12 protein-coding genes are annotated in these 21,783 nt (G+C 35.2%); 11 read left to right on the top strand and 1 reads right to left on the bottom strand.

Annotated elements, in window-relative coordinates:
- The first annotated feature begins 5 nt into the window (after positions 1 to 5).
- Positions 6 to 2,867, top strand: coding sequence for a translation initiation factor IF-2 (gene infB, locus ACVC08_RS04015; RefSeq protein ID WP_452598454.1), 2,862 nt, complete (start codon positions 6 to 8; stop codon positions 2,865 to 2,867).
- Between the two features lie 68 nt (positions 2,868 to 2,935).
- Here the strand turns inward: infB and ACVC08_RS04010 are convergent, their stop codons facing one another.
- Entirely contained in the window at positions 2,936 to 3,334 is a 399-nt protein-coding gene (locus ACVC08_RS04010) for an SPOR domain-containing protein (RefSeq protein ID WP_452601082.1), read from the bottom strand.
- A 214-nt stretch (positions 3,335 to 3,548) separates the two neighbouring features.
- Between ACVC08_RS04010 and ACVC08_RS04005 the strand changes: the two genes are divergently transcribed.
- The 10 genes from ACVC08_RS04005 (at position 3,549) to ACVC08_RS03960 (ending at position 21,776) form a co-directional block, all read left to right on the top strand.
- Complete coding sequence (locus ACVC08_RS04005) at positions 3,549 to 4,865, top strand: c-type cytochrome (protein WP_452601133.1); 1,317 nt, start codon at positions 3,549 to 3,551, stop codon at positions 4,863 to 4,865.
- Positions 4,866 to 4,975: 110 nt separating this feature from the next.
- Complete coding sequence (locus ACVC08_RS04000; RefSeq protein ID WP_452601081.1) at positions 4,976 to 8,104, top strand: TAT-variant-translocated molybdopterin oxidoreductase; 3,129 nt, start codon at positions 4,976 to 4,978, stop codon at positions 8,102 to 8,104.
- A gap of 34 nt (positions 8,105 to 8,138) precedes the next feature.
- A complete protein-coding gene (gene nrfD, locus ACVC08_RS03995) occupies positions 8,139 to 9,887 on the top strand; it encodes an NrfD/PsrC family molybdoenzyme membrane anchor subunit (protein ID WP_452601080.1) in 1,749 nt (582 codons plus the stop codon).
- A 10-nt stretch (positions 9,888 to 9,897) separates the two neighbouring features.
- Positions 9,898 to 10,428, top strand: a complete 531-nt coding sequence (locus ACVC08_RS03990) for a DUF3341 domain-containing protein (protein ID WP_452601079.1) — start codon at positions 9,898 to 9,900, stop codon at positions 10,426 to 10,428.
- 9 nt (positions 10,429 to 10,437) lie between these two features.
- Entirely contained in the window at positions 10,438 to 10,995 is a 558-nt protein-coding gene (locus ACVC08_RS03985; RefSeq protein ID WP_452601078.1) for a c-type cytochrome, read from the top strand.
- Between the two features lie 26 nt (positions 10,996 to 11,021).
- Complete coding sequence (locus ACVC08_RS03980; protein WP_452601077.1) at positions 11,022 to 12,401, top strand: quinol:cytochrome C oxidoreductase; 1,380 nt, start codon at positions 11,022 to 11,024, stop codon at positions 12,399 to 12,401.
- Positions 12,402 to 12,429: 28 nt separating this feature from the next.
- Positions 12,430 to 13,503, top strand: a complete 1,074-nt coding sequence (locus tag ACVC08_RS03975; RefSeq protein WP_452601076.1) for a cytochrome c oxidase subunit II — start codon at positions 12,430 to 12,432, stop codon at positions 13,501 to 13,503.
- Positions 13,504 to 13,530: 27 nt separating this feature from the next.
- Complete coding sequence (locus tag ACVC08_RS03970; protein ID WP_452596950.1) at positions 13,531 to 15,327, top strand: cytochrome c oxidase subunit I; 1,797 nt, start codon at positions 13,531 to 13,533, stop codon at positions 15,325 to 15,327.
- Positions 15,328 to 15,578: 251 nt separating this feature from the next.
- Positions 15,579 to 20,792 carry a T9SS type B sorting domain-containing protein gene (locus ACVC08_RS03965; protein ID WP_452601075.1) on the top strand — a complete coding sequence of 1,738 codons (5,214 nt, stop codon included), beginning with the start codon at positions 15,579 to 15,581 and terminating at the stop codon, positions 20,790 to 20,792.
- 27 nt (positions 20,793 to 20,819) lie between these two features.
- A complete protein-coding gene (locus ACVC08_RS03960; RefSeq protein ID WP_452601074.1) occupies positions 20,820 to 21,776 on the top strand; it encodes a PorP/SprF family type IX secretion system membrane protein in 957 nt (318 codons plus the stop codon).
- Positions 21,777 to 21,783: the final 7 nt, after the last annotated feature.

The following is a 21,783-nucleotide window of genomic DNA, read 5'->3' as shown; positions in this document are numbered from 1 at the left end:
AATTTATGGCTGAAACGATTAGATTAAATAAAGTATTACGTGAGCTAAACATCTCTTTAGATCGTGCTGTGGAATTTTTAGATTCCAAAGGTGTCGAGATAGAGAAGCGCCCGACTACGAAAATTTCTGAAGAAACGTATAAAATACTTTCTGATGAGTTTCAAACAGATGCTAGTAAAAAAGTAGCCTCTCAGGAAGTTAGCGAAGCGAAACAAAAAGAAAAAGAGGACTTACGTATTAAGCGTGAGCAAGAGCTTGAAGCAAAGCAAAAAGAAATTGAAGCTAGAGAGCAGGCAAGAAGGAGAGAAGTTGTAAAAGCTGCCAAGCCTTTATCAGGACCAAAAACTATTGGGAAAATAGATTTAAACCCGAAGAAGAAAGACGTAGAAGAAACAACTCCAGAACCTGTAAAGGAAGCACCTAAAGCTAAGGAAGAAGAAGCAAAGGAAGCACCTAAGCAAGAAGTTGTAAAAGCTGCTAAAACTTTAGCAGGACCAAAAACTATTGGTAAGATAGATTTAGAGCCTAAGAAAAAGGAAGTTGCTAAAAAAGAGACTCCTAAACCTCAAGCTCCAAAAAAGGAAGAGCCAAAAGTTGAAGAGAAACCAGCGCCAGTTGAAGCTAAAAAGGAAACGCCTAAAAAACCAGATGCTAAAACAATTGTAACTCCAGAAGGAGAGGAAATTGTTGAAGAGAAGGTTAAAACGCAGTACCAAAAACTTACAGGTCCTAAAATTGCAGGTGATAAAATTGATTTATCTCAATTTAATAAGCCTAAGAAAAAGAAGGAGGAGAAAAAGCCAGACGATACTAACAAAAGAAAGCGTCGTCGTATTTCTAAACCAGGAGATAATAAATCAGGAGGAAATAACCCTAATAATAGATCAAACAACAATAGAAACGATAGATTTAAAGGTAAAAAATCTGGTCAGTCTAGACGTCCTGTTGTAAAAGAAGAGCCTAGCGAAGAAGATGTTAAAAAGCAAGTGCGTGAAACACTTGAAAAACTTCAAGGTAAATCTAATAAAGGAAAAGGAGCTAAATACAGAAGAGATAAAAGAGAGCAACATAGAGAGCAATCTGAAATCGATCAGAAAATAGAAGCAGCAGAAAGTAAAATCCTTAAAGTAACAGAGTTTGTTACGGCAAGTGAAGTTGCTACTATGATGGATGTACAGGTAACACAAGTTATCTCTGCATGTATGTCTTTAGGTATGATGGTAACAATGAATCAGCGTTTAGATGCTGAGACATTAAGTATTGTTGCAGAAGAATTTGGTTATAAAGTAGAATTTATAACAGCAGATATAGAAGAATCTATTGTAGAAGTAGAAGATAAACCAGAAGATTTAGTAGAACGTGCACCAATCGTTACAGTAATGGGACACGTAGATCATGGTAAAACATCTTTACTAGATTACATTCGTAAAGAAAACGTAATAGCAGGAGAATCAGGAGGAATTACACAACATATTGGAGCCTATGGTGTAGAGCTAGAAAACGGACAAAAAATTGCCTTTTTAGATACACCAGGACACGAGGCCTTTACTGCCATGCGTGCACGTGGAGCCCAAGTTACAGATATAGCAATTATTGTTGCAGCAGCAGATGATGATATTATGCCGCAAACAAAAGAAGCAATCTCTCACGCTCAAGCAGCAGGAGTGCCAATTGTATTTGCTATAAACAAAATAGATAAGCCAGATGCAAACCCAGATAAAATCAAAGAAGGTTTAGCAAACATGAATCTATTAGTTGAAGATTGGGGAGGTAAAATACAATCTCACGATATATCAGCAAAAGTAGGAACAGGTGTAAAAGACTTACTAGAAAAAGTATTACTAGAAGCCGAGTTGTTAGAACTAAAAGCAAACCCTAATAAACCAGCAGTAGGTACAGTAGTAGAAGCCTACTTAGATAAAGGTAGAGGGTACGTTTCTACAGTTTTAGTACAAGCGGGTACACTTAGAATTGGAGACTATGTACTAGCAGGTAAAAATAGTGGTAAAGTTAAGGCAATGCAAGATGAACGTGGTAATAACGTTAAACAAGCAGGGCCATCAACACCAGTATCTATTTTAGGATTAGACGGAGCGCCACAAGCTGGAGATAAATTTAATGTATTTGCAGACGAACGCGAAGCAAAACAAATTGCAACAAAACGTATGCAATTACAACGTGAGCAAGATGTGCGTACAACAAAGACATTAACATTAGCAGAAATTGGACGTCGTATTGCTTTAGGAACATTTAAAGAACTTAATATTATCCTTAAAGGTGATGTGGATGGATCGGTAGAAGCTTTAACAGATTCGTTCCAGAAATTATCTACAGAAGAAATTCAGGTTAATATCTTACACAAAGGAGTAGGAGCTATAACAGAAAGTGATGTGTTATTAGCAACTGCATCAGATGCCATTATTATTGGATTTAATGTAAGACCAGTTGGAAATGCAAGAACAATAGCAGATAGAGAAGAAGTAGATATTAGAACATACTCAATTATCTACGATGCAATTAATGACCTTAAAGATGCTATGGAAGGTATGTTGTCTCCAGAGCTTAAAGAGGAAATTACAGGTACAGCAGAAATTAGAGAACTATTTAAAGTTTCTAAAGTGGGTACAATTGCAGGTTGTATGGTAATGAATGGGAAAATATACAGAAGTTCTCAAATACGTATTATTAGAGATGGCGTTGTAGCTTACACAGGCGAATTAGCATCGTTAAAACGATTTAAAGATGATGTTAAAGAAGTGTCTAAAGGATACGATTGTGGTATGCAAGTTAAAAACTTCAATGACATAAAAGAAGGAGATACAATAGAAGCATTCCATGAAGTAGAAGTAAAAAAGAAATTGAAATAATATAAAATCAATTAAACAAAAAAGGCGACCATTTGGTCGCCTTTTTTTATGTCTAGATTTTTCCTTTTTTAATCTTTCTCCTTTTTTGGTTTAAAAAGAAAAGCAGAAGGGAATTTCTTTTTAATTTCTACAAGTGCACGATCGGCTTCTAGCTTAGTTCTAAAATTACCTACCCATACTTTATAATTAGGAGTTTCATAAACCTTTTTTGTAGACCATTTATCATAAGAGTACTTAAAGGCAGTTTTTACTTCTTCAGCCTTACTATGATCTCCCGAAAAAATTTGGATTTTATAGCGTCTAGTGTCTTTGTCATTAGCATTAATTTCTGTTTTATAATCTAATAAAGTAGAAATAGCAGGGTCTTGATTAATGGTGACCTTACCCTGTTGTGCATTGCTAAAGGCTGTGAAGCCAAATAGGCAAAGTGCTAGTAAACAAAGGTTTTTATAAGAAAATCGTGTCATAAATAAGTTTTTATTAATACAAATGTAAAAGTAAATAACGAAATTTGGTCGCATTTCTTATTTAGAATATCTCTAAATTAGAAATTAAGACTTCTCTAACATTTATAAAATGGACTTTAAGTATTACTTTTGCCTAGATTTTATAAGCGTATATTTTTCTTAAATGCATATGAAAAAACCATACCAAACTTTAGAAGCTAATTTTACTAATAATATGAAACAGGTGATTCACCGTAGGTTAAGCAACAACATTCTTCGTTTAAGCTTAATTATTTTAATAGCATTTTCAACTTCACTTTCAGCCCAAGAAGGCGATCCGGCAGCCGGTAAAGCATTATTTAATACAAACTGTGCATCTTGTCATAAGTTAGACAAAAAGATGACAGGTCCTGCATTGCGTAATGTTGAAGCACGTTTAGCTGATGAGCAGGATTTAGATAGAGAGTGGTTATATGCTTGGATTAAAAACAGTAAAGGATTAATCGACTCTGGAGATGCTTATGCAAATAAGATTTATGCAGAATACAAAGGAGTAGCAATGACTGCTTTTCCTCAATTATCTAATGCAGATATTGATAATATTTTAGCGTATACGGCAGAGGTTATAAAAGAAGATCCATGTAAAACTAATCCTCAGCCAGGCTGTCCTGGGTATAATCCTAATGGTGGAGAAGGCGGAGGAGATAATGCTTCAAACAAATTAATCCTTGGAGCTTTAGCATTATTGTTTGCGCTACTAGCAGGAGCGTTAGTGTTAGTAAATAAAACATTACGTCGTTTTGCAGAAGAAAAAGGAGTGGATTTAGGAGAGAAAACTAAAACGACGCCGATTTGGAAAGCGTTTATACAAAACCAATTCTTAGTATTAGTAACAGCTATATTCTTTTTATTAGCATCAGGATACTTTGTGTATGGTTACTTAATGCAAGTAGGAGTTAATCAAGGATACGAGCCAGTACAAGAAATTCATTTCTCTCACAGAATTCACGCTGGAGATAATGGTGTAGATTGTAAATACTGTCACTCTTCTGCAAGAGTTAGTAAAACATCGGGGATTCCTTCGTTAAATGTTTGTATGAACTGTCATAAATCTATATCAGAAGTAGCAGATGCAACAGCTACAGAAGAATACACTAAAGATTTCTATGATGGTGAAATTAAAAAACTATATGCAGCTGTAGGTTGGGATGATGCTAACCAAGAATACACAGGAGAATCTAAGCCAGTAAAATGGACTAGAATACATAATTTACCAGACTTTGCTTACTTCAACCACTCGCAACACGTAACTGTTGCAGGAGTAGAGTGTCAAACATGTCACGGGCCAATAGAGGAGATGGAAATCGTTTCTCAGCATGCTCCATTAACAATGGGGTGGTGTATTAACTGTCACAGAGAGACTAATGTTAAAATTAAAGATAATGGCTACTATACTAAAATCCATGAGGAATTAGCTAAAAAGTATGGTGACTTAGATAAAGTTACTGCTGCTCAAATGGGAGGTTTAGAATGTGGTAAATGTCACTATTAAAAACGAAACGTTTTTAATATTTCCGAGACATCGGAAATCTCTTTGAAGAAATAAGAAAAAGGGATTTAAAACTATAAAAATAAAATTAAGAAGTAATTCAATTATATAATATGTCATCAAACAAGAAATACTGGAAAAGTGTTGAGGAGCTAAAAGAAAATAGCTCTATTGTTGAGACGCTAAAACAAAACGAATTTGTTCAAGAAATTCCAACAGATGAATTCTTAGGAGATAAGGAAACATTAGAGAAGTCTTCAACAACGCGTCGTGATTTCTTAAAGTATGTTGGTTTTAGTACAGCAGCTGCATCGTTAGCAGCCTGTGAAGGACCAGTAGTTAAATCAATTCCTTATGTAGTTCAGCCAGATACTATTATTCCTGGTGTAGCTAATTATTATGCAACAACAATTGCAGATGGATTTGATTATGCAAGCGTTTTAGTAAAAACTCGTGAGGGTCGTCCAATTAAAATTGAAAATAATACAATGGCAACTGCTAATGGTAGTGCTAACGCCAGAGTAAATGCATCGGTTTTAAGTTTGTACGATAGTAAGAGATTAAAGACACCAATGAAAGGTGAGAGTGTTATCTCTTGGTCTTCGTTAATGTCTGAGACAACACAACAACTTGATGCCTTAAAAAATTCTGGAAAACAAATTGTGTTATTAACACAAACGTATGCTAGTCCTTCAACAAGTAAATTAATTTCAGAATTTAAAGAAAAATATGGAGAAAATGTAAAACACGTACAATATGATGCTGTATCAGAATCTGCTGCGTTGGATGCATTTCAAGCTAAATATGGCCAACGTGCTTTAGCTAATTACGATTTTTCTAAAGCAACAACAATAGTATCTGTAGGTGCAGATTTCTTAGGCGATTGGCAAGGTGGAGGTTTCGACTCAGGTTACGCAAAAGGACGTGTGCCTAGTCATGGTAAAATGTCTCGCCACGTACAGTTTGAATCTAACATGTCTTTATCTGGAGCAAATGCAGATAAACGTGTGCCATTAACACCAACACAACAAAAATTAGCACTAGCAAAATTGCACAGTTTAATTACTGGAGGTTCTGTGTCTGTTAATCTACCTAAAGCTATAGGAGACGCTGTGCAAAAAGCAGCTAACGAAATTAAAAGAGCAGGTAGTAATGGTGTTGTTGTAACAGGAATACAAGATGTAAATGCACAAACAGTAGTGTTAGAAATTAATGAACACATTAGTAGTAAAGCATTCGATACTGTAAATACAATACAAACAAGACAAGGAGATAATAATAAAGTTGCAACTTTAATATCAGATATGAAAGCTGGTAGAGTAGGAGCACTTATTATGAGTGGAGTAAACCCTATGTATACTTTGCCAAATGCAAATGATTTTGCAGAAGGTTTAAAGAAAACAGGATTATCTATTGCGTTCTCTATGAAAGTTGACGAAACATCAGCTTTAACAAACTATATAGCTGCAGCACCTCATTACTTAGAATCATGGGGAGATGTAGAAATTAAAAAAGGACATTTTGCATTAATGCAACCAACAATACGTCCTTTATTTGATACAAAACAATTTCAAGACGCATTATTAATGTGGAATGGAAATGATGTATCTCTTAACGATTATATTAAAATGGTTTGGAATGAATCTATCTTAAATGGTGGATCGTTCAATAAAGCACTTCACGATGGTATCTTTGTTTCAACAAGTACAGCTCCAGTAGTAGAAGAGGAGGATGCCGTTGAGAACGAAAATGCTGAAGTAATAGCTGTAGAAACACCATCAGGAAACGCTGCAAGAGCTTTAGCACAAGCAACATCTAAGGGTATGGAGTTAACACTTTATACTAAAGTAGGTATGGGAGATGGGCAACAAGCCAATAACCCATGGTTACAAGAGTTTCCAGATCCAATTACAAGAGCATCTTGGGATAACTACTTAACAATGTCGGCAGCAGATGCTAAAGAATTAGGTGTGGTTAACGATCATGACGCCACAGGAGGATTAAACGGTAGTTATGTAAATATTTCTGTACAAGGAAGTGAAACATTAACAGTTCCAGTTATCATTCAGCCAGGACAAGCTAAAGGCTCTTTTGGTTTAGCATTAGGTTATGGTAGAACGAGTGAAGGAATAAAAGAAGAAATGAGAACTGGTGTTAATGCTTATGCATTATACCAAGGATTCAATACAATACAAAATGTAACTGTAGCAAAAGCATCTGGTATGCACGAGTTTGCTTGTGTACAATTACAAAATACTTTAATGGGTCGTGGAGATATCATTAAAGAAACAACACTAGAAATCTTTAATACTAAAGATAAAGAACATTGGAATGCAATACCTGTAGTATCTTTAAATCACGAAGAAACTCCAGTAACTTCTCCAGATGTAGATTTATGGGATGAATTTGATCGTACAGTAGGGCATCACTTCAACCTATCTATAGACCTAAACGCCTGTACAGGATGTGGGGCTTGTGTTATAGCATGTCACGCAGAAAACAACGTTCCTGTTGTAGGTAAAGAAGAAGTACGTCGTAGTCGAGATATGCATTGGTTACGTATAGATAGATACTATTCTAGTGAAGATACATTCGAACAAGATAACGACAAAAAAGATGGATTCTCAGGTTTATCAGGAGATAACGGTTCTTTAGGAGGATTTGGCGAATTAGAAATAGCAGCAGATAATCCACAGGTGGCGTTCCAGCCAGTAATGTGTCAACATTGTAATCACGCACCATGTGAAACAGTTTGTCCAGTAGCGGCAACATCACACGGTCGTCAAGGACAAAACCATATGGCTTATAACCGTTGTGTAGGTACAAGATATTGTGCAAACAACTGTCCATATAAAGTACGTCGTTTTAACTGGTTCTTATATAATGGAAATGATGAGTTCGATTATTTCATGAATGATGACCTAGGAAGAATGGTAATTAATCCAGACGTAACGGTTCGTTCTCGTGGAGTTATGGAGAAATGTTCTATGTGTATTCAAATGACACAAAAAACAATTCTTGATGCGAAACGTGATGGTAGAGCTATTAAAGATGGAGAATTTAAAACAGCATGTTCTGCAGCTTGTAGTAGTGGAGCAATGGTGTTTGGAGATATAAACGATAAAAATAGTAAAGTTGCAAAACTTTTAAAAGACGATCGTATGTATCACTTATTAGAAAGTGTTGGTACTAAACCTAATGTTCAGTATCATACTAAAGTAAGGAACACAACAGAAGCATAAAATAGAATAACTAACAAACAATTATAAAAGGATTATGGCGTCTCATTACGAAGCACCTATTAGAAGACCTTTAGTTACAGGCGAAAAATCGTATCACGATGTAACTGTTGATATTGCTGCTCCAGTAGAAGGAAAAGCAAATAAACAGTGGTGGATTGTCTTTTCAATCGCACTTGTCGCGTTTCTTTGGGGAATTGGATGTATGATTTACACTATATCTACAGGTATAGGAACTTGGGGTTTAAATAAAACCGTAGGTTGGGCCTGGGATATTACTAACTTCGTTTGGTGGGTTGGTATTGGTCACGCAGGAACATTAATTTCTGCAGTACTATTATTATTCCGTCAAAAATGGAGAATGGCAATTAACCGTTCTGCAGAAGCAATGACAATTTTCTCAGTAGTACAAGCTGGTTTATTCCCTGTAATACACATGGGAAGACCTTGGTTAGCTTACTGGGTATTACCTATACCAAACCAATTTGGGTCATTATGGGTAAACTTTAACTCTCCATTACTTTGGGATGTATTTGCAATCTCAACATATTTATCGGTATCATTAGTATTCTGGTGGACAGGTTTATTACCAGATTTTGCAATGATTCGTGATAGAGCAGTAAAACCTTTTCAAAAGAAAATATACAGTCTGTTAAGTTTTGGATGGACAGGTAGAGCAAAAGACTGGCAACGTTTTGAAGAAGTATCTTTAGTACTTGCAGGGTTGGCAACACCATTAGTACTTTCTGTACACACGATTGTATCTTTTGACTTCGCAACATCTGTAATACCAGGTTGGCATACAACAATATTCCCTCCTTACTTTGTTGCAGGAGCAATTTTCTCTGGATTTGCAATGGTAAACACATTACTTATCATCATGAGAAAAGTATGTAACATGGAAGACTACATTACAGTACAACACATCGAATTAATGAACATTGTAATTATGATTACTGGTTCTATAGTAGGTGTGGCATACATTACTGAGTTATTCGTAGCATGGTATTCTGGAGTTGAGTACGAACAATACGCGTTCTTAAACAGAGCAACAGGACCTTATGCATGGGCATATTGGGCAATGATGACCTGTAACGTGTTCTCTCCACAGTTTATGTGGTTTAAGAAACTAAGAACAAGTATCATGTTCTCTTTTGCAATATCTATTGTAGTAAACATTGGAATGTGGTTTGAGCGTTTCGTAATTATAGTAACATCATTACACAGAGATTATTTACCATCTTCATGGACAATGTTCTCTCCAACCTTTGTAGATATCGGGATATTTATTGGAACAATAGGATTCTTCTTTGTATTATTTTTATTATACTCTAGAACATTCCCAGTAATTGCACAAGCAGAGGTTAAAACTATATTAAAGTCTTCTGGAGAACGTTATAAAAACATTAGAGAAAGAGGAGATAGTTTAGTAGGAACAGGTTCAGACCCTAGAACTTCTAATGGTAAAACTGCAACAGTATCTAATAGAACAGAAGCAACACCAAAAGTAGAAGCTTCTACAGATACTACAGAGAGTGTTAATAGTCTTTTAGGAACTATCGGTACTTTCGATTCTAGTACACAAACACCAGATGATCTTAAAAAGATTAATGGTATTGGTCCTAAAATGGAAGAAGTGTTAAACAGTATAGGAATATACTCTTACCTTCAGGTTAGTAAGATGACGAAAAAAGAATATGATTTGTTAGACTCAATTACTGGTTCTTTCCCTGGAAGAGCAGAACGTGATGACTGGTCAGGACAAGCTAAAAACTTAATAAACTAGAGAGTAGCATATGGAAGCTTCAAAAGTAATTCACGCTATTTATACCGATGACGATGTTTTAATGGCAGCTGTTAAAAAAGTTAAAGCCGAAAAACACCATATCGAAGAGATATATACACCTTTTCCAGTTCACGGACTAGACAAGGCAATGGGCTTAGCCCCAACAAGAATAGCAATAGCAGCATTCATGTATGGATGTGTAGGTTTATGTGTAGCCACTGTAATGATGAATTTCATTATGATAGAAGATTGGCCACAAAACATTGGTGGTAAGCCAAGTTTTAGCTATTTAGAAAACATGCCAGCATTTGTGCCTATCATGTTTGAGCTTACAGTATTTTTTGCAGCTCACTTAATGGTAATAACATTTTACATGCGTAGTAAAATGTGGCCTTTTAAGAAAGCTGAAAACCCAGACCCAAGAACAACAGACGATCATTTTTTAATGGAAATACCAGTTCATGGTAACGAAACTGAATTAGAAAGTCTTTTAGTTGAAACTGGAGCAGTTGAAATAAATATAGTAGATAAAGCACATTAATTATACAAGATGAAAAGTATTATTAAAATAACAATATTGGCAGTAGTCCTAATCTCTTTTGCTTCATGTCAAAAGAAATCTAGACCAAACTACGAATACATGCCAAACATGTATGTGTCTCCAGGATATGAAACATATCAAGAGTCCAATGCATTTGCAAACGGAAGAGAAGCTCAATTACCTGCAGAGGGATCAGTACCAAGAGGATACACTCCTTTTGATATCGATAACACAAATGAAGGATATGCTTTAGCAAAAGAAACATTAAAAAGCCCTTTAGACTCTACACAAATAGATTTAGTAAGAGGAAAAGAATTATATGATATTTACTGCGGTATCTGTCATGGTAATAAAGGTAAAGGACAAGGTAAACTAGTAAAGCGTGAAAAAATCTTAGGTGTACCAAGTTATGCAGATGCAGGACGAGCAATCACTGAAGGTAGTATTTACCATACAGTTTATTACGGTAAAAATGCTATGGGTTCTTATGCTAACCTAATTAACGAAGAAGAGCGTTGGCAAGTTATTGCTTATGTTTTAAAGTTAAAAGCAGATTTAGAAAAATAAGATTTAGATAAAGTTTATATATAGATATGTACACATTTTCAAATAGACTAAAAATTACTGCTATCGTTCTAATTATTCTTGGAGCAATAGGAATAACTTCTGGTTTTATGTCTTCACATAAGACATACGAACAAGTAGAACAAATGCTGGCAGACGAGTCTCACCACGGTGGAGGACATGATGCAGCAGCAAGTCATGGAGAAACTAAAGGACAAGATACTCACAAAGCTGAAACAGCTCATGGTGATAGTCATGCTTCTGCAAATGGTTCTCATGATAAAGTAGACGAACACAAAAAACATGTTGAACACGTACAGCATGCCATTCATAACAGACCATATTCTGCATTATATGTAGCAGCATTTTTCTTTATGATGATTGCATTAGGAGTATTAGCCTTTTATGCCGTACAATATGCATCTCAAGCAGGTTGGTCGCCATTATTATTTAGAGTAATGGAAGGAATAACCTATTACCTATTACCAGGCGCTTTAATAGTTGTTGGAATAGCAGTTTTTGCAGGAGATCATATTTTTGTTTGGATGAATCCAGATATGGTTAAACCAGAAAGCCCTAAGTACGATGCATTAGTAGCAGGTAAATCAGGTTGGTTAAATACAACTGGATTTGTAATTAGAGCATTAATATTTATTGGAGGGTGGTCTGCATACAGATATTTCTCTAGAAAATTCTCTTTAGCACAAGATGAAGCTAATGATAACAAAAACTTTAAAAAGACGTTCCGTATTTCAGCAGCATTTTTAGTATTCTTTTTATATACAGAATCTATGATGTCATGGGATTGGATTATGAGTGTAGACCCACACTGGTTTAGTACATTATTTGGGTGGTACGTATTAGCAGGAATGATGGTTTGTGGTATTACTGTAATAGCTTTAATAACTTTATATTTAAAAGGTAAAGGCTTATTACCACATGTAAATGATAGCCATTTACATGATTTAGCTAAGTTCATGTTTGCATTTAGTATCTTCTGGACTTACTTATGGTTCTCTCAATTTATGTTAATCTGGTACTCAAATATTCCAGAAGAGGTAACATACTTTGTAACACGTATAGAAGATTACAAACTACCTTTCTTTGGTATGTTAGCAATGAACTTTATATTCCCATTATTATTATTAATGAATAGCGATTACAAACGTATCCCTTGGTTTGTTGTAATGGCAGGATTAGTAATATTAGGAGGACACTATTTAGATATCTTTAATATGATAATGCCAGCAACAGTTGGAAACCATTGGCATATTGGGATTCCTGAGATTTCATCGGTGTTATTCTTTGCAGGGTTATTCATATTAATAGTTTTCTATGCGATATCTAAGCAACCTTTAACAGCAAAAAGAAACCCATTCATAAAGGAAAGTGAACATTTCCATTATTAATATAAATAAGTAAAGAAGAACGACAACAATGACGGCTTTATTATCAATTTTAGTTTTAGTATTTATTTTAGTTGCCATATGGCAAATGGTTAAAATATTTGATTTAACTCAAGGCAATGCCAATGGAGGAGACAATCAAATAGCGCATGACGGTGACAACAAAATTAATGGCTACTTAATGTTAGGTTTCTTAATCTTCATATATGTAATTACCATTATATGTTTTGTTAAGTATGGCGATTTACCATTAATGTCTAACTCAGCATCAGAGCATGGACCAGGAATAGATAACCTAATGATTATATCTATGGTTATTATATTCTTTGTACAAACTATAACACAATTCTTATTGCACTATTTTGCTTTTAAATACAGAGGCGAAAAAGGAAAAAAAGCATTATTCTTTGCAGATAATAACAAACTTGAAGCAATTTGGACAATTATCCCAGTAATAGTATTAGCAGGATTAATTATTCAAGGGTTATTTACATGGACAGAAATAATGAATGTATCTGAAGAAGACGATACTATAGTTATAGAATTATATGCACAACAGTTTAACTGGAAAGCACGTTACTCTGGAGCAGATAATACACTAGGTAAAGCAAATGTTAGATTAATTGATATAGATCGTGCTAACATATTGGGTATAGATGAATCAGACCCTAATGCTCAAGACGATATTATAACAACAGAGTTACACTTACCAGTAGGACGTCCAGTATTATTTAAAATGCGTTCTCAAGATGTGCTACACTCTGCTTACATGCCTCACTTTAGAGCTCAGATGAACTGTGTTCCAGGTATGATTACACAGTTTGGGTTTACACCTACTGTAACTACAGAAGATATGAGAGCAACTCCTGAAATGATTGATAAGGTTCAAAACATTAACAGAATTAGAGTAGAGAAGAGTAAAGAATTACAAGCAAATGGAGAAGAAGCTTTAGAGCGTTACGAATTTGACTATCTATTATTATGTAATAAGATTTGTGGTAAATCTCACTACAATATGCAAATGAAAATAGTAGTAGAAACTCAAGAAGAATATGAAGCTTGGTTAAAAACACAGAAAGCATTTAAAGATTCTCTTATCAACTAATAATTAAAAGAAAAAAGATATTAGATTATGTCAGCACACGCAGTAGATACTCACGACGCACACGACGATCATGGTCACCATCATAAAGAAACATTCATAACTAAATACATATTTAGTCAAGATCATAAAATGATAGCAAAGCAGTACCTAATCACTGGTACTATAATGGGTGTTATTGGAGTTATGATGTCGCTTATGATGCGTATGCAAATTGCATGGCCAGAAGAAGGAAATGCAATATTTGAAACCTTATTAGGTAAGTGGGCACCAGATGGTGTTATGGATGCAGATATTTATTTAGCATTAGTAACAATTCATGGTACTATAATGGTATTCTTTGTACTAACAGCAGGATTAAGTGGTACATTTAGTAACTTGTTAATTCCATTACAAATTGGAGCGCGAGATATGGCTTCAGGATTCTTAAACATGGTGTCCTATTGGTTATTTTTCCTTTCAAGTGTTATCATGGTATTATCTTTCTTTGTAGAAGCCGGACCAGCAGCAGCAGGTTGGACTATTTACCCTCCATTAAGTGCATTACCATTAGCACAAGGAGGTTCTGGAGCAGGTATGACAATGTGGTTAGTATCTATGGCTATATTTATTGCTTCTTCATTATTAGGTTCTCTTAATTATGTAGTAACAGTAATAAACTTAAGAACAAAAGGAATGTCTATGACTAGACTTCCATTAACAATATGGGCATTTTTCGTAACTGCTATTATTGGTATTATCTCTTTCCCAGTATTATTATCTGCGGCATTATTATTAATAATGGATAGAAGCTTCGGTACATCATTTTTCTTATCAGACATATTCATCCAAGGAGAAGTATTACATTATCAAGGAGGTTCACCAGTATTATTTGAACACTTATTCTGGTTCCTAGGTCACCCAGAAGTATATATTGTATTATTACCAGCATTAGGTATAACTTCAGAAATTATTGCAACTAACTCACGTAAACCAATTTTTGGATACCGTGCCATGGTAGCTTCAATATTAGCAATTGCATTTTTATCTACAATTGTTTGGGGACACCACATGTTTATTTCAGGAATGAACCCATTCTTAGGATCTGTATTTACATTTACAACATTATTAATTGCTATACCATCTGCGGTAAAAGCATTTAACTATATTACTACGCTATGGAAAGGTAATCTCCAAATGAACCCAGCAATGCTATTTTCAATTGGATTAGTATCTACGTTCATAACAGGAGGTTTAACAGGAATTATTTTAGGAGATAGTGCATTAGATATTAATGTTCATGATACCTATTTTGTAGTTGCACACTTCCACTTGGTAATGGGTATATCTGCGCTTTATGGAATGTTTGCAGGGATATATCACTGGTTCCCTAAAATGTTTGGGCGTATGCTAAACAAAAACTTAGGCTATGTTCACTTCTGGGTAACAGCAATCTGTGCTTATGGAGTATTCTTCCCTATGCACTTTATTGGAATGGCTGGTTTACCAAGACGTTATTACACTAACAGTAACTTCCCATTATTTGATGATTTAGCAGACGTAAATGTAGTTATTACTGTATTCGCGTTAATAGGAGGAGCATTTCAAATAGTATTCTTATACAACTTCTTTAGAAGTATGTTTTATGGTAAAAAAGCTGTGCAAAACCCATGGAGATCTAATACATTAGAATGGACAACACCAGTAGAACATATTCACGGTAACTGGCCAGGAGAAATTCCTCATGTACACCGTTGGGCATACGACTATAGTAAGCCAGGGCATGATGATGATTTTGTATCTCAGATTATTCCTTTAAAAGATGGTGAAGAAGAATTACAACACTAATCTTTAACATATAAAACAAAAAAGCTCATTCTAATTGAATGAGCTTTTTTGTTTTAAAAAATGTTGGGTTTTACGTTGTTATACTATGTATGCATACAGAAAGAGTGTTTTAAACCGATGAAATGCTTAAAAAACAGCTAAATTGCTATTTTGTAAGAAATTATTATGTATGTAATGTATATATAATTAATACGTTTATATTTGATTTTTCTTTTTTAAGAAAAGCTATTCTAACTATACTTTTATTCATTATGAAAACAAGCCCCCCACCTTTGTTTAGGAAAGCATATATGCACATATCCTACATTCTGGTATTTTTATTCACTGCACTTTCAGCAAGTGCCCAATGCCCCACAGTAACAACCCCAAATCCAAACCCCATCTGTGATGCTGCAGGTTTAACGTTTGCAGATTTAAACATTTATGTTACAGATAACGGTGGAGGCGTTGTATGGTACGACGCTTTAACTAATGGTAATGCATTTACAGACTCAGAACTAGTTCAAGAAGGAACCTATTACGCAGACGATTCTGCAGGTACTTGTGCTATAAGGAGTTCTATTATTATAGATTTTGTTGTAGGTGAAACAGGAAATAACTTAGATGCTATTTACTGCTCAACAGATAATGCAACAATACAAACCTACATAGACGAAGTATTACAATCTGAAGCCCCATCTGGCGGAAGCGTAGAAGTCTATTATGATTCTGCTTTAATGAACCAAGCTGCTGGAACCGACACATTACCAAATGGAGGCACAAACTTTTTTATTGTTTTTGTAGATAATGGAGGTTGTAGAAGTCAAATAGAAGGCGGTAGTACAGCAGTATTTACTGCACCACAAGATCCAACACCACCAACACCACAAGATTTCTGTTCAGACACAAACCCAACCGTTGGAGATTTAAATGCAGGTAGTACAGATAATGTAAGTTGGTATGCTAACGTAGATGGAAACGGAGATCCAATTCTACCAGCCTTACAATTAACAACGCCATTAGTAGATGGTGAAAACTACTTTGTACAAGCAAGTGATTTTTTCTGTACAAGTAATGCCGTTGAAGTCATTGTGGCAATACAGGACCCTTTTATAGCAGGAACTTCTGGAACATTAGATTATTGTAATAATAATATACCAACAGCCGATTTTAATTTATTTAATGAATTAGGAGGAAGCCCAGATACAGTAGGAACATGGACAGGACCGTTAGCAACCTCAAATGGTCACTTAGGTACTGTTAATATATCTACACTAACAACACCAGGAGTTTACACTTTTACATATACAGTTCCTGCTAATGGAGCCTGTTTAGAGGATACAGCAACAGTAACTATTACAATATACGAGACGTTTATCTCTGGAACAATATCGGTTAGTAGTCCAGCAACTTTTTGTGAGTCTGGATTGCCTTCCGCATTTGATTTAACAACATTACTAGATAACGAGGACCCTAACGGACAATGGACAGAAGGATTATCAAGTACAGACCCGGTAGTAACATCACCTATAGATTTATCTACGTATACTCCAGGAACATATAATTTTACATATACGCAAAATGTATTACCTAACCCATGCCCAGAAGAATCGACTACAGTAGAAGTAATGGTGCTGCAAGATCCAAATGCAGGAAATGCAGTAAATCAAACATTTTGTGAAAATGATTTAGTAGCAAATTCACCATTCGATTTATTTAGTGCATTAGATGACACTCAAGATAACACTTCAGGAACATGGACAGATGGAACTGGAGCAACAGTTACAAACCCAATAGATATAACAGTACTTACAGTTGCAGGAAGCCCATATACATATAATTACACAATAGATAATGGAACATGTAGCGACACAGAAGCGATAACAATAACAATAGAACCAGCTCCAGAATCTGGAACAGTAAACGGAAGCCCAGAATTTTGCCAATCAGCAGCACCAGCAAGCTTTGATTTATTCGATTTATTAGATGGAGAAGACCAAACAGGTGTTTGGTATGCAGGTTTAGATAATACAGGAGCAGTAACAACAAACCCAGTAGATTTATCAATATTAACATCAGGAACATATAATTATACATACGATGTAGATGCAATAGGAACTTGCGATGATGAATTAGTAACAGTAACAATAACAATTAACCCATTACCAAATACAGGAACAGCTACACCAGTATTACTATGCGAAAATGATCCAGCTATAAATACACCTTTAGATTTATTTAATCAATTATCAGGGAACGATGCAGGAGGAACATGGACAGACGATAACGCATCAGGAGCCTTAACAGGAAACACAGTAGATTTAACACTATTAGCAATTGGAACATATAATTATATTTATAGTATAACAGATGGAAATAGCTGTACAAATAGTACAACAGTAAACGTAACTATAGAAGACGCACCAGAGTCAGGAGAACCATTAACACCAGTTGAGATTTGTATATCAGACTTAGGAACAAATTCACCATTCGATTTATTCACACTATTAGATGGAACACAAGATACCAATGGAACATGGTATGATGGAGCAGATACAACAGGAACAGTACAAACAAACCCAATAGACATTACAGGATTAACAGTTGGTACGCATAACTATACCTATTCGGTACCAGCAATAGGAAACTGTACAGATGTAGATGTAACCGTACAAATAATAATAAACGATTTACCAAATTCAGGAATAGCATCATCAATAGCTTTTTGTGAAAATCAACTAGAAGCAAATTCACCATTCGATTTATTCAATCAACTATCAGGAAACGATGCAGGAGGAACTTGGGCAGATGACGATACAACAGGAGCACTATCTGGAAGTAATGTAGACTTAACACTATTAACCGTTGGAAGTTATAATTTTACCTATAGTATAACAGACGGAAATAGCTGTACAAATAGTAGTACAGTAGACATAACAATAGAAGAAGCACCAGAATCAGGAGAAGCATTAGCACCAGTAGAAATTTGTGAAGAAAATGTAGCTACAAATTCACCATTCGATTTATTCACACTATTAGATGGAACACAAGATACTAATGGAACATGGTATGATGGAGCAGATACAACAGGAGCAGTACTAACAAACCCAATAGACATTACAGGGCTAACAGCAGGAACACACAACTATACCTATTCAGTGCCACCAATAGGAAACTGTACAGATGTAGATGTAACCGTACAAATAATTATTAATGCCACACCAAATACAGGAGTAGCAACACCAATAGCATTCTGTGAAAACGATGCAGCAATGAACTCACCGTTTGACCTATTTAGTCAATTATCAGGAAATGATACAGGAGGGACATGGACAGACGATAACGCATCAGGAGCCTTAACAGGAAACACAGTAAATTTAACACTATTAGCAATCGGTACCTATAATTATACATACACCATTACAGACGGCAGTAGTTGTACAAGTAGTAGTACAGTAGAAATTACTATTAACGATAGCCCAGAAGCAGGAACAGCAACACCAATAACAATTTGTTTAATAGATGTACCAAATAACACACCATTAGATTTATTTAGCCAATTAACAGGAAACGATGTAGGAGGAACATGGACAGACGATGATACATCAGGAGCCTTAGCAGGAAATACAGTAGATTTAACACTATTAACTACAGGCGTGTATAATTATACATACACAGTAAGTACAACATTTTGTCCAGACGATGCAGAAACAGTAACAATAACTATAAGCGATACAGTTGCACCAACGGCAATGGCCTCTCAAGCATTTTGTGATGCAGCAACAGTAGGAGACTTAGTAGCAGCAGGAACAACAATACAATGGTATGAAGAAGCAACAGGAGGAATACCGTTAGATGCAGTAGTAGCATTAGTAGACGGAGAAACATATTATGCCACTCAAACAGATGCTAACTGCGAATCTGTAACAAGAGTAGAAGTAACAGTAACCATAAATACCACACCAAATTCAGGAGGAGTAAATACAAATACATTTAATGTCTGTGAAAATGATACAGCAGTAGATTTAACACAAGGATTAGATGGAACAGAAGATGCAGGCGGAACGTGGTATATGGGTACAGACATAACAGGAACAGTAGTTACAAGTCCGTTTGATACAACAGGACTAGCTCCTGGAGATTACGACTTTACATACGAAGTAACAGCAATTGCACCATGTGTAGATGCAACAACAACAATAACATTAACCATAGACGCACCTTTAAACGCAGGAACAGATGCAGTTTTAGAAATATGTAGCAATAATGGAACTACAGATTTATTTACCCTAATAGGAACAGTAGATGCAGGAGGAGCGTGGGTTCCAGCATTAGCAAGTGGAACAGGCGTATTTGACCCATTAGTAGACCCAGATGGAACCTACACCTATTTACTAGCAAATGGATGTGGAAACTTTACTAGCGAAGTAGTCGTAACAGTAACACAGGCGCCTAATGCAGGAGGAAATGCAGCAATAACACTTTGCGTAATAGATGGCACAATAGATTTATTTACGCAGCTAACAGGTACACCCGATACAACAGGAACATGGTCTCCAGCATTAGCAAGTGGAACAGGCGTATTCGACCCAGAAGTAGATACAGCAGGGACATATACATATACAGTTGCAGCAACTGGTTTCTGTACAACAGATGCAACAGCAGAAGTTACAGTAACAGTAAATAATTCAGTTCCACCAACAGTAGTAGATGCTAATCCAGTATTTTGTGTAACAGATAACGCTACAGTAGCAGATTTAAGTGCTTCAATATCTACAACAGGAACAATCATTTGGTATACAGATGCAACCTTAACAACAGTAGTAAATAGTACAACAGCATTAGAAGATGGAGAAGATTATTTTGCAACACAAACAGGAACCACTGGTTGCGAGTCGTCTGTAAGTGTTCAAATTATAGCAACAGTAAGTGATGCACCAACACCAGTATTGGCAAATCCAGAATTAGAATTATGTATTAATGATAATCCAACAATAAACGATTTAACAATCAATATTGCACAATACGAGCCGTCTCAAGACAATGTTATATGGTACGATTCAGCAGTAAATGGAAATGTTATTTCAAGCGAAACACTATTAACAGTAGGGACTACTTATTATGCAGTATTAGTAAATACCACTACAGGATGTGAAAGTAGTGTGCCTTTTGAATTTACACCAGATTTAACAGGATGTGGCTTACTAACAATACCAGATGGGTTCTCACCAAATGGAGATGGAAATAACGAAACATTCGATATTGATAATGTAGAATTACTATACCCTAATTTCGATATGGAAATATACAACCGTTACGGGAATATGGTTTATAAAGGAAATGCTTCAACACCTCGCTTTGATGGAACATCGAATCAACCAAGCATAGGAAAAGGAGATTTGCCAGTTGGAGTATACTACTACATTTTTAACTACAATGATGGTATTACAAAAGCAAAACAAGGACGTTTATACTTAAGCAGATAATTTTTAGATAAAACAAATTTTAAAAAAATGAAACATTTAAATATATATCATAAAATAGCTGCGATAGTTGCTTTGGCATTCATGTCATTACAAAGTAATGCACAGCAAGATGTACAATTTACACACTACATGTATAATATGAGTGTTATAAATCCAGCCTATGCCACAGCAGAAGAAAGTATGCTTAATTTGGGTGGATTATACAGAACACAATGGGTAGGTGTAGAAGGCGCACCAAAAACAGGAACTTTTTTCGCGCATACACCGTTAAGCGAAAAAATAGAAGTAGGAATCTCTTTTACTAACGATAATATAGGAGATGTAGTAGATGAAAATAATATTTATGCAGATTTTGCTTATGTGTTGCCAGTAGGGCTTGAAAGTAAACTGTCTTTAGGGCTTAAAGCCGGAGTTACATTATTTAATGCCAACTTTAATGGATTTAATTTACAATCCGGAAACCAGTCTACAGACATAGCTTTCGACGAAAATATAAGCAAAGCATTTCCAAATGTTGGGTTAGGAGTCTTCTTCTTTACAAAAGATTACTATTTAGGAGTGTCTGTACCAAATTTATTAACAACAACACATTTAGAAACTCAAAACGGAATAAAATCTACAGGAGTACAAAGTATACATTACTTTTTTACAGGAGGATACGTATTTAAACTTAATAGAGACTTAAAACTAAAACCAGCATTTATGGCTAAAGCTGTAAATGGGGCACCATTATCTTTAGACATAACAGGAAATGTATTAATTAAAGATCGTATAGAATTAGGTTTAGGATACCGCTTAGAAGATGCAATAAGTGCATTAGCTAGTTTTAGAGTAACACCAAATTTAAGAATAGGCTATTCTTATGATTATACAACAAGTAACTTAGGGAATTTCAATTCTGGATCTCATGAAATATTTGTTTTATTTGATGTGGATTTATTTGGATTAAAAGGCGGTTACGATCGTTCGCCAAGATTCTTTTAATATTTAA

The sequence above is a fragment of the Pontimicrobium sp. MEBiC06410 genome (genome assembly GCF_053601615.1).
The sequence above is the reverse complement of the archived record's forward strand: the minus strand, read 5'-3'. Positions and strand labels throughout refer to the sequence as shown.

Bases quoted from the DNA above. Each gene is read 5' to 3' on its own strand.
- ACVC08_RS03970 (WP_452596950.1), top strand. From the start codon at position 13,531: ATGTCAGCACACGCAGTAGATACTCACGACGCACACGACGATCATGGT.
- ACVC08_RS03980 (WP_452601077.1), top strand. From the start codon at position 11,022: ATGTACACATTTTCAAATAGACTAAAAATTACTGCTATCGTTCTAATT.
- ACVC08_RS03990 (WP_452601079.1), top strand. From the start codon at position 9,898: ATGGAAGCTTCAAAAGTAATTCACGCTATTTATACCGATGACGATGTT.
- ACVC08_RS03985 (WP_452601078.1), top strand. From the start codon at position 10,438: ATGAAAAGTATTATTAAAATAACAATATTGGCAGTAGTCCTAATCTCT.
- ACVC08_RS04000 (WP_452601081.1), top strand. From the start codon at position 4,976: ATGTCATCAAACAAGAAATACTGGAAAAGTGTTGAGGAGCTAAAAGAA.
- ACVC08_RS03975 (WP_452601076.1), top strand. From the start codon at position 12,430: ATGACGGCTTTATTATCAATTTTAGTTTTAGTATTTATTTTAGTTGCC.
- ACVC08_RS04005 (WP_452601133.1), top strand. From the start codon at position 3,549: ATGAAACAGGTGATTCACCGTAGGTTAAGCAACAACATTCTTCGTTTA.
- ACVC08_RS03960 (WP_452601074.1), top strand. From the start codon at position 20,820: ATGAAACATTTAAATATATATCATAAAATAGCTGCGATAGTTGCTTTG.
- ACVC08_RS04010 (WP_452601082.1), bottom strand. From the start codon at position 3,334: ATGACACGATTTTCTTATAAAAACCTTTGTTTACTAGCACTTTGCCTA.
- ACVC08_RS03965 (WP_452601075.1), top strand. From the start codon at position 15,579: ATGAAAACAAGCCCCCCACCTTTGTTTAGGAAAGCATATATGCACATA.
- nrfD (WP_452601080.1), top strand. From the start codon at position 8,139: ATGGCGTCTCATTACGAAGCACCTATTAGAAGACCTTTAGTTACAGGC.
- infB (WP_452598454.1), top strand. From the start codon at position 6: ATGGCTGAAACGATTAGATTAAATAAAGTATTACGTGAGCTAAACATC.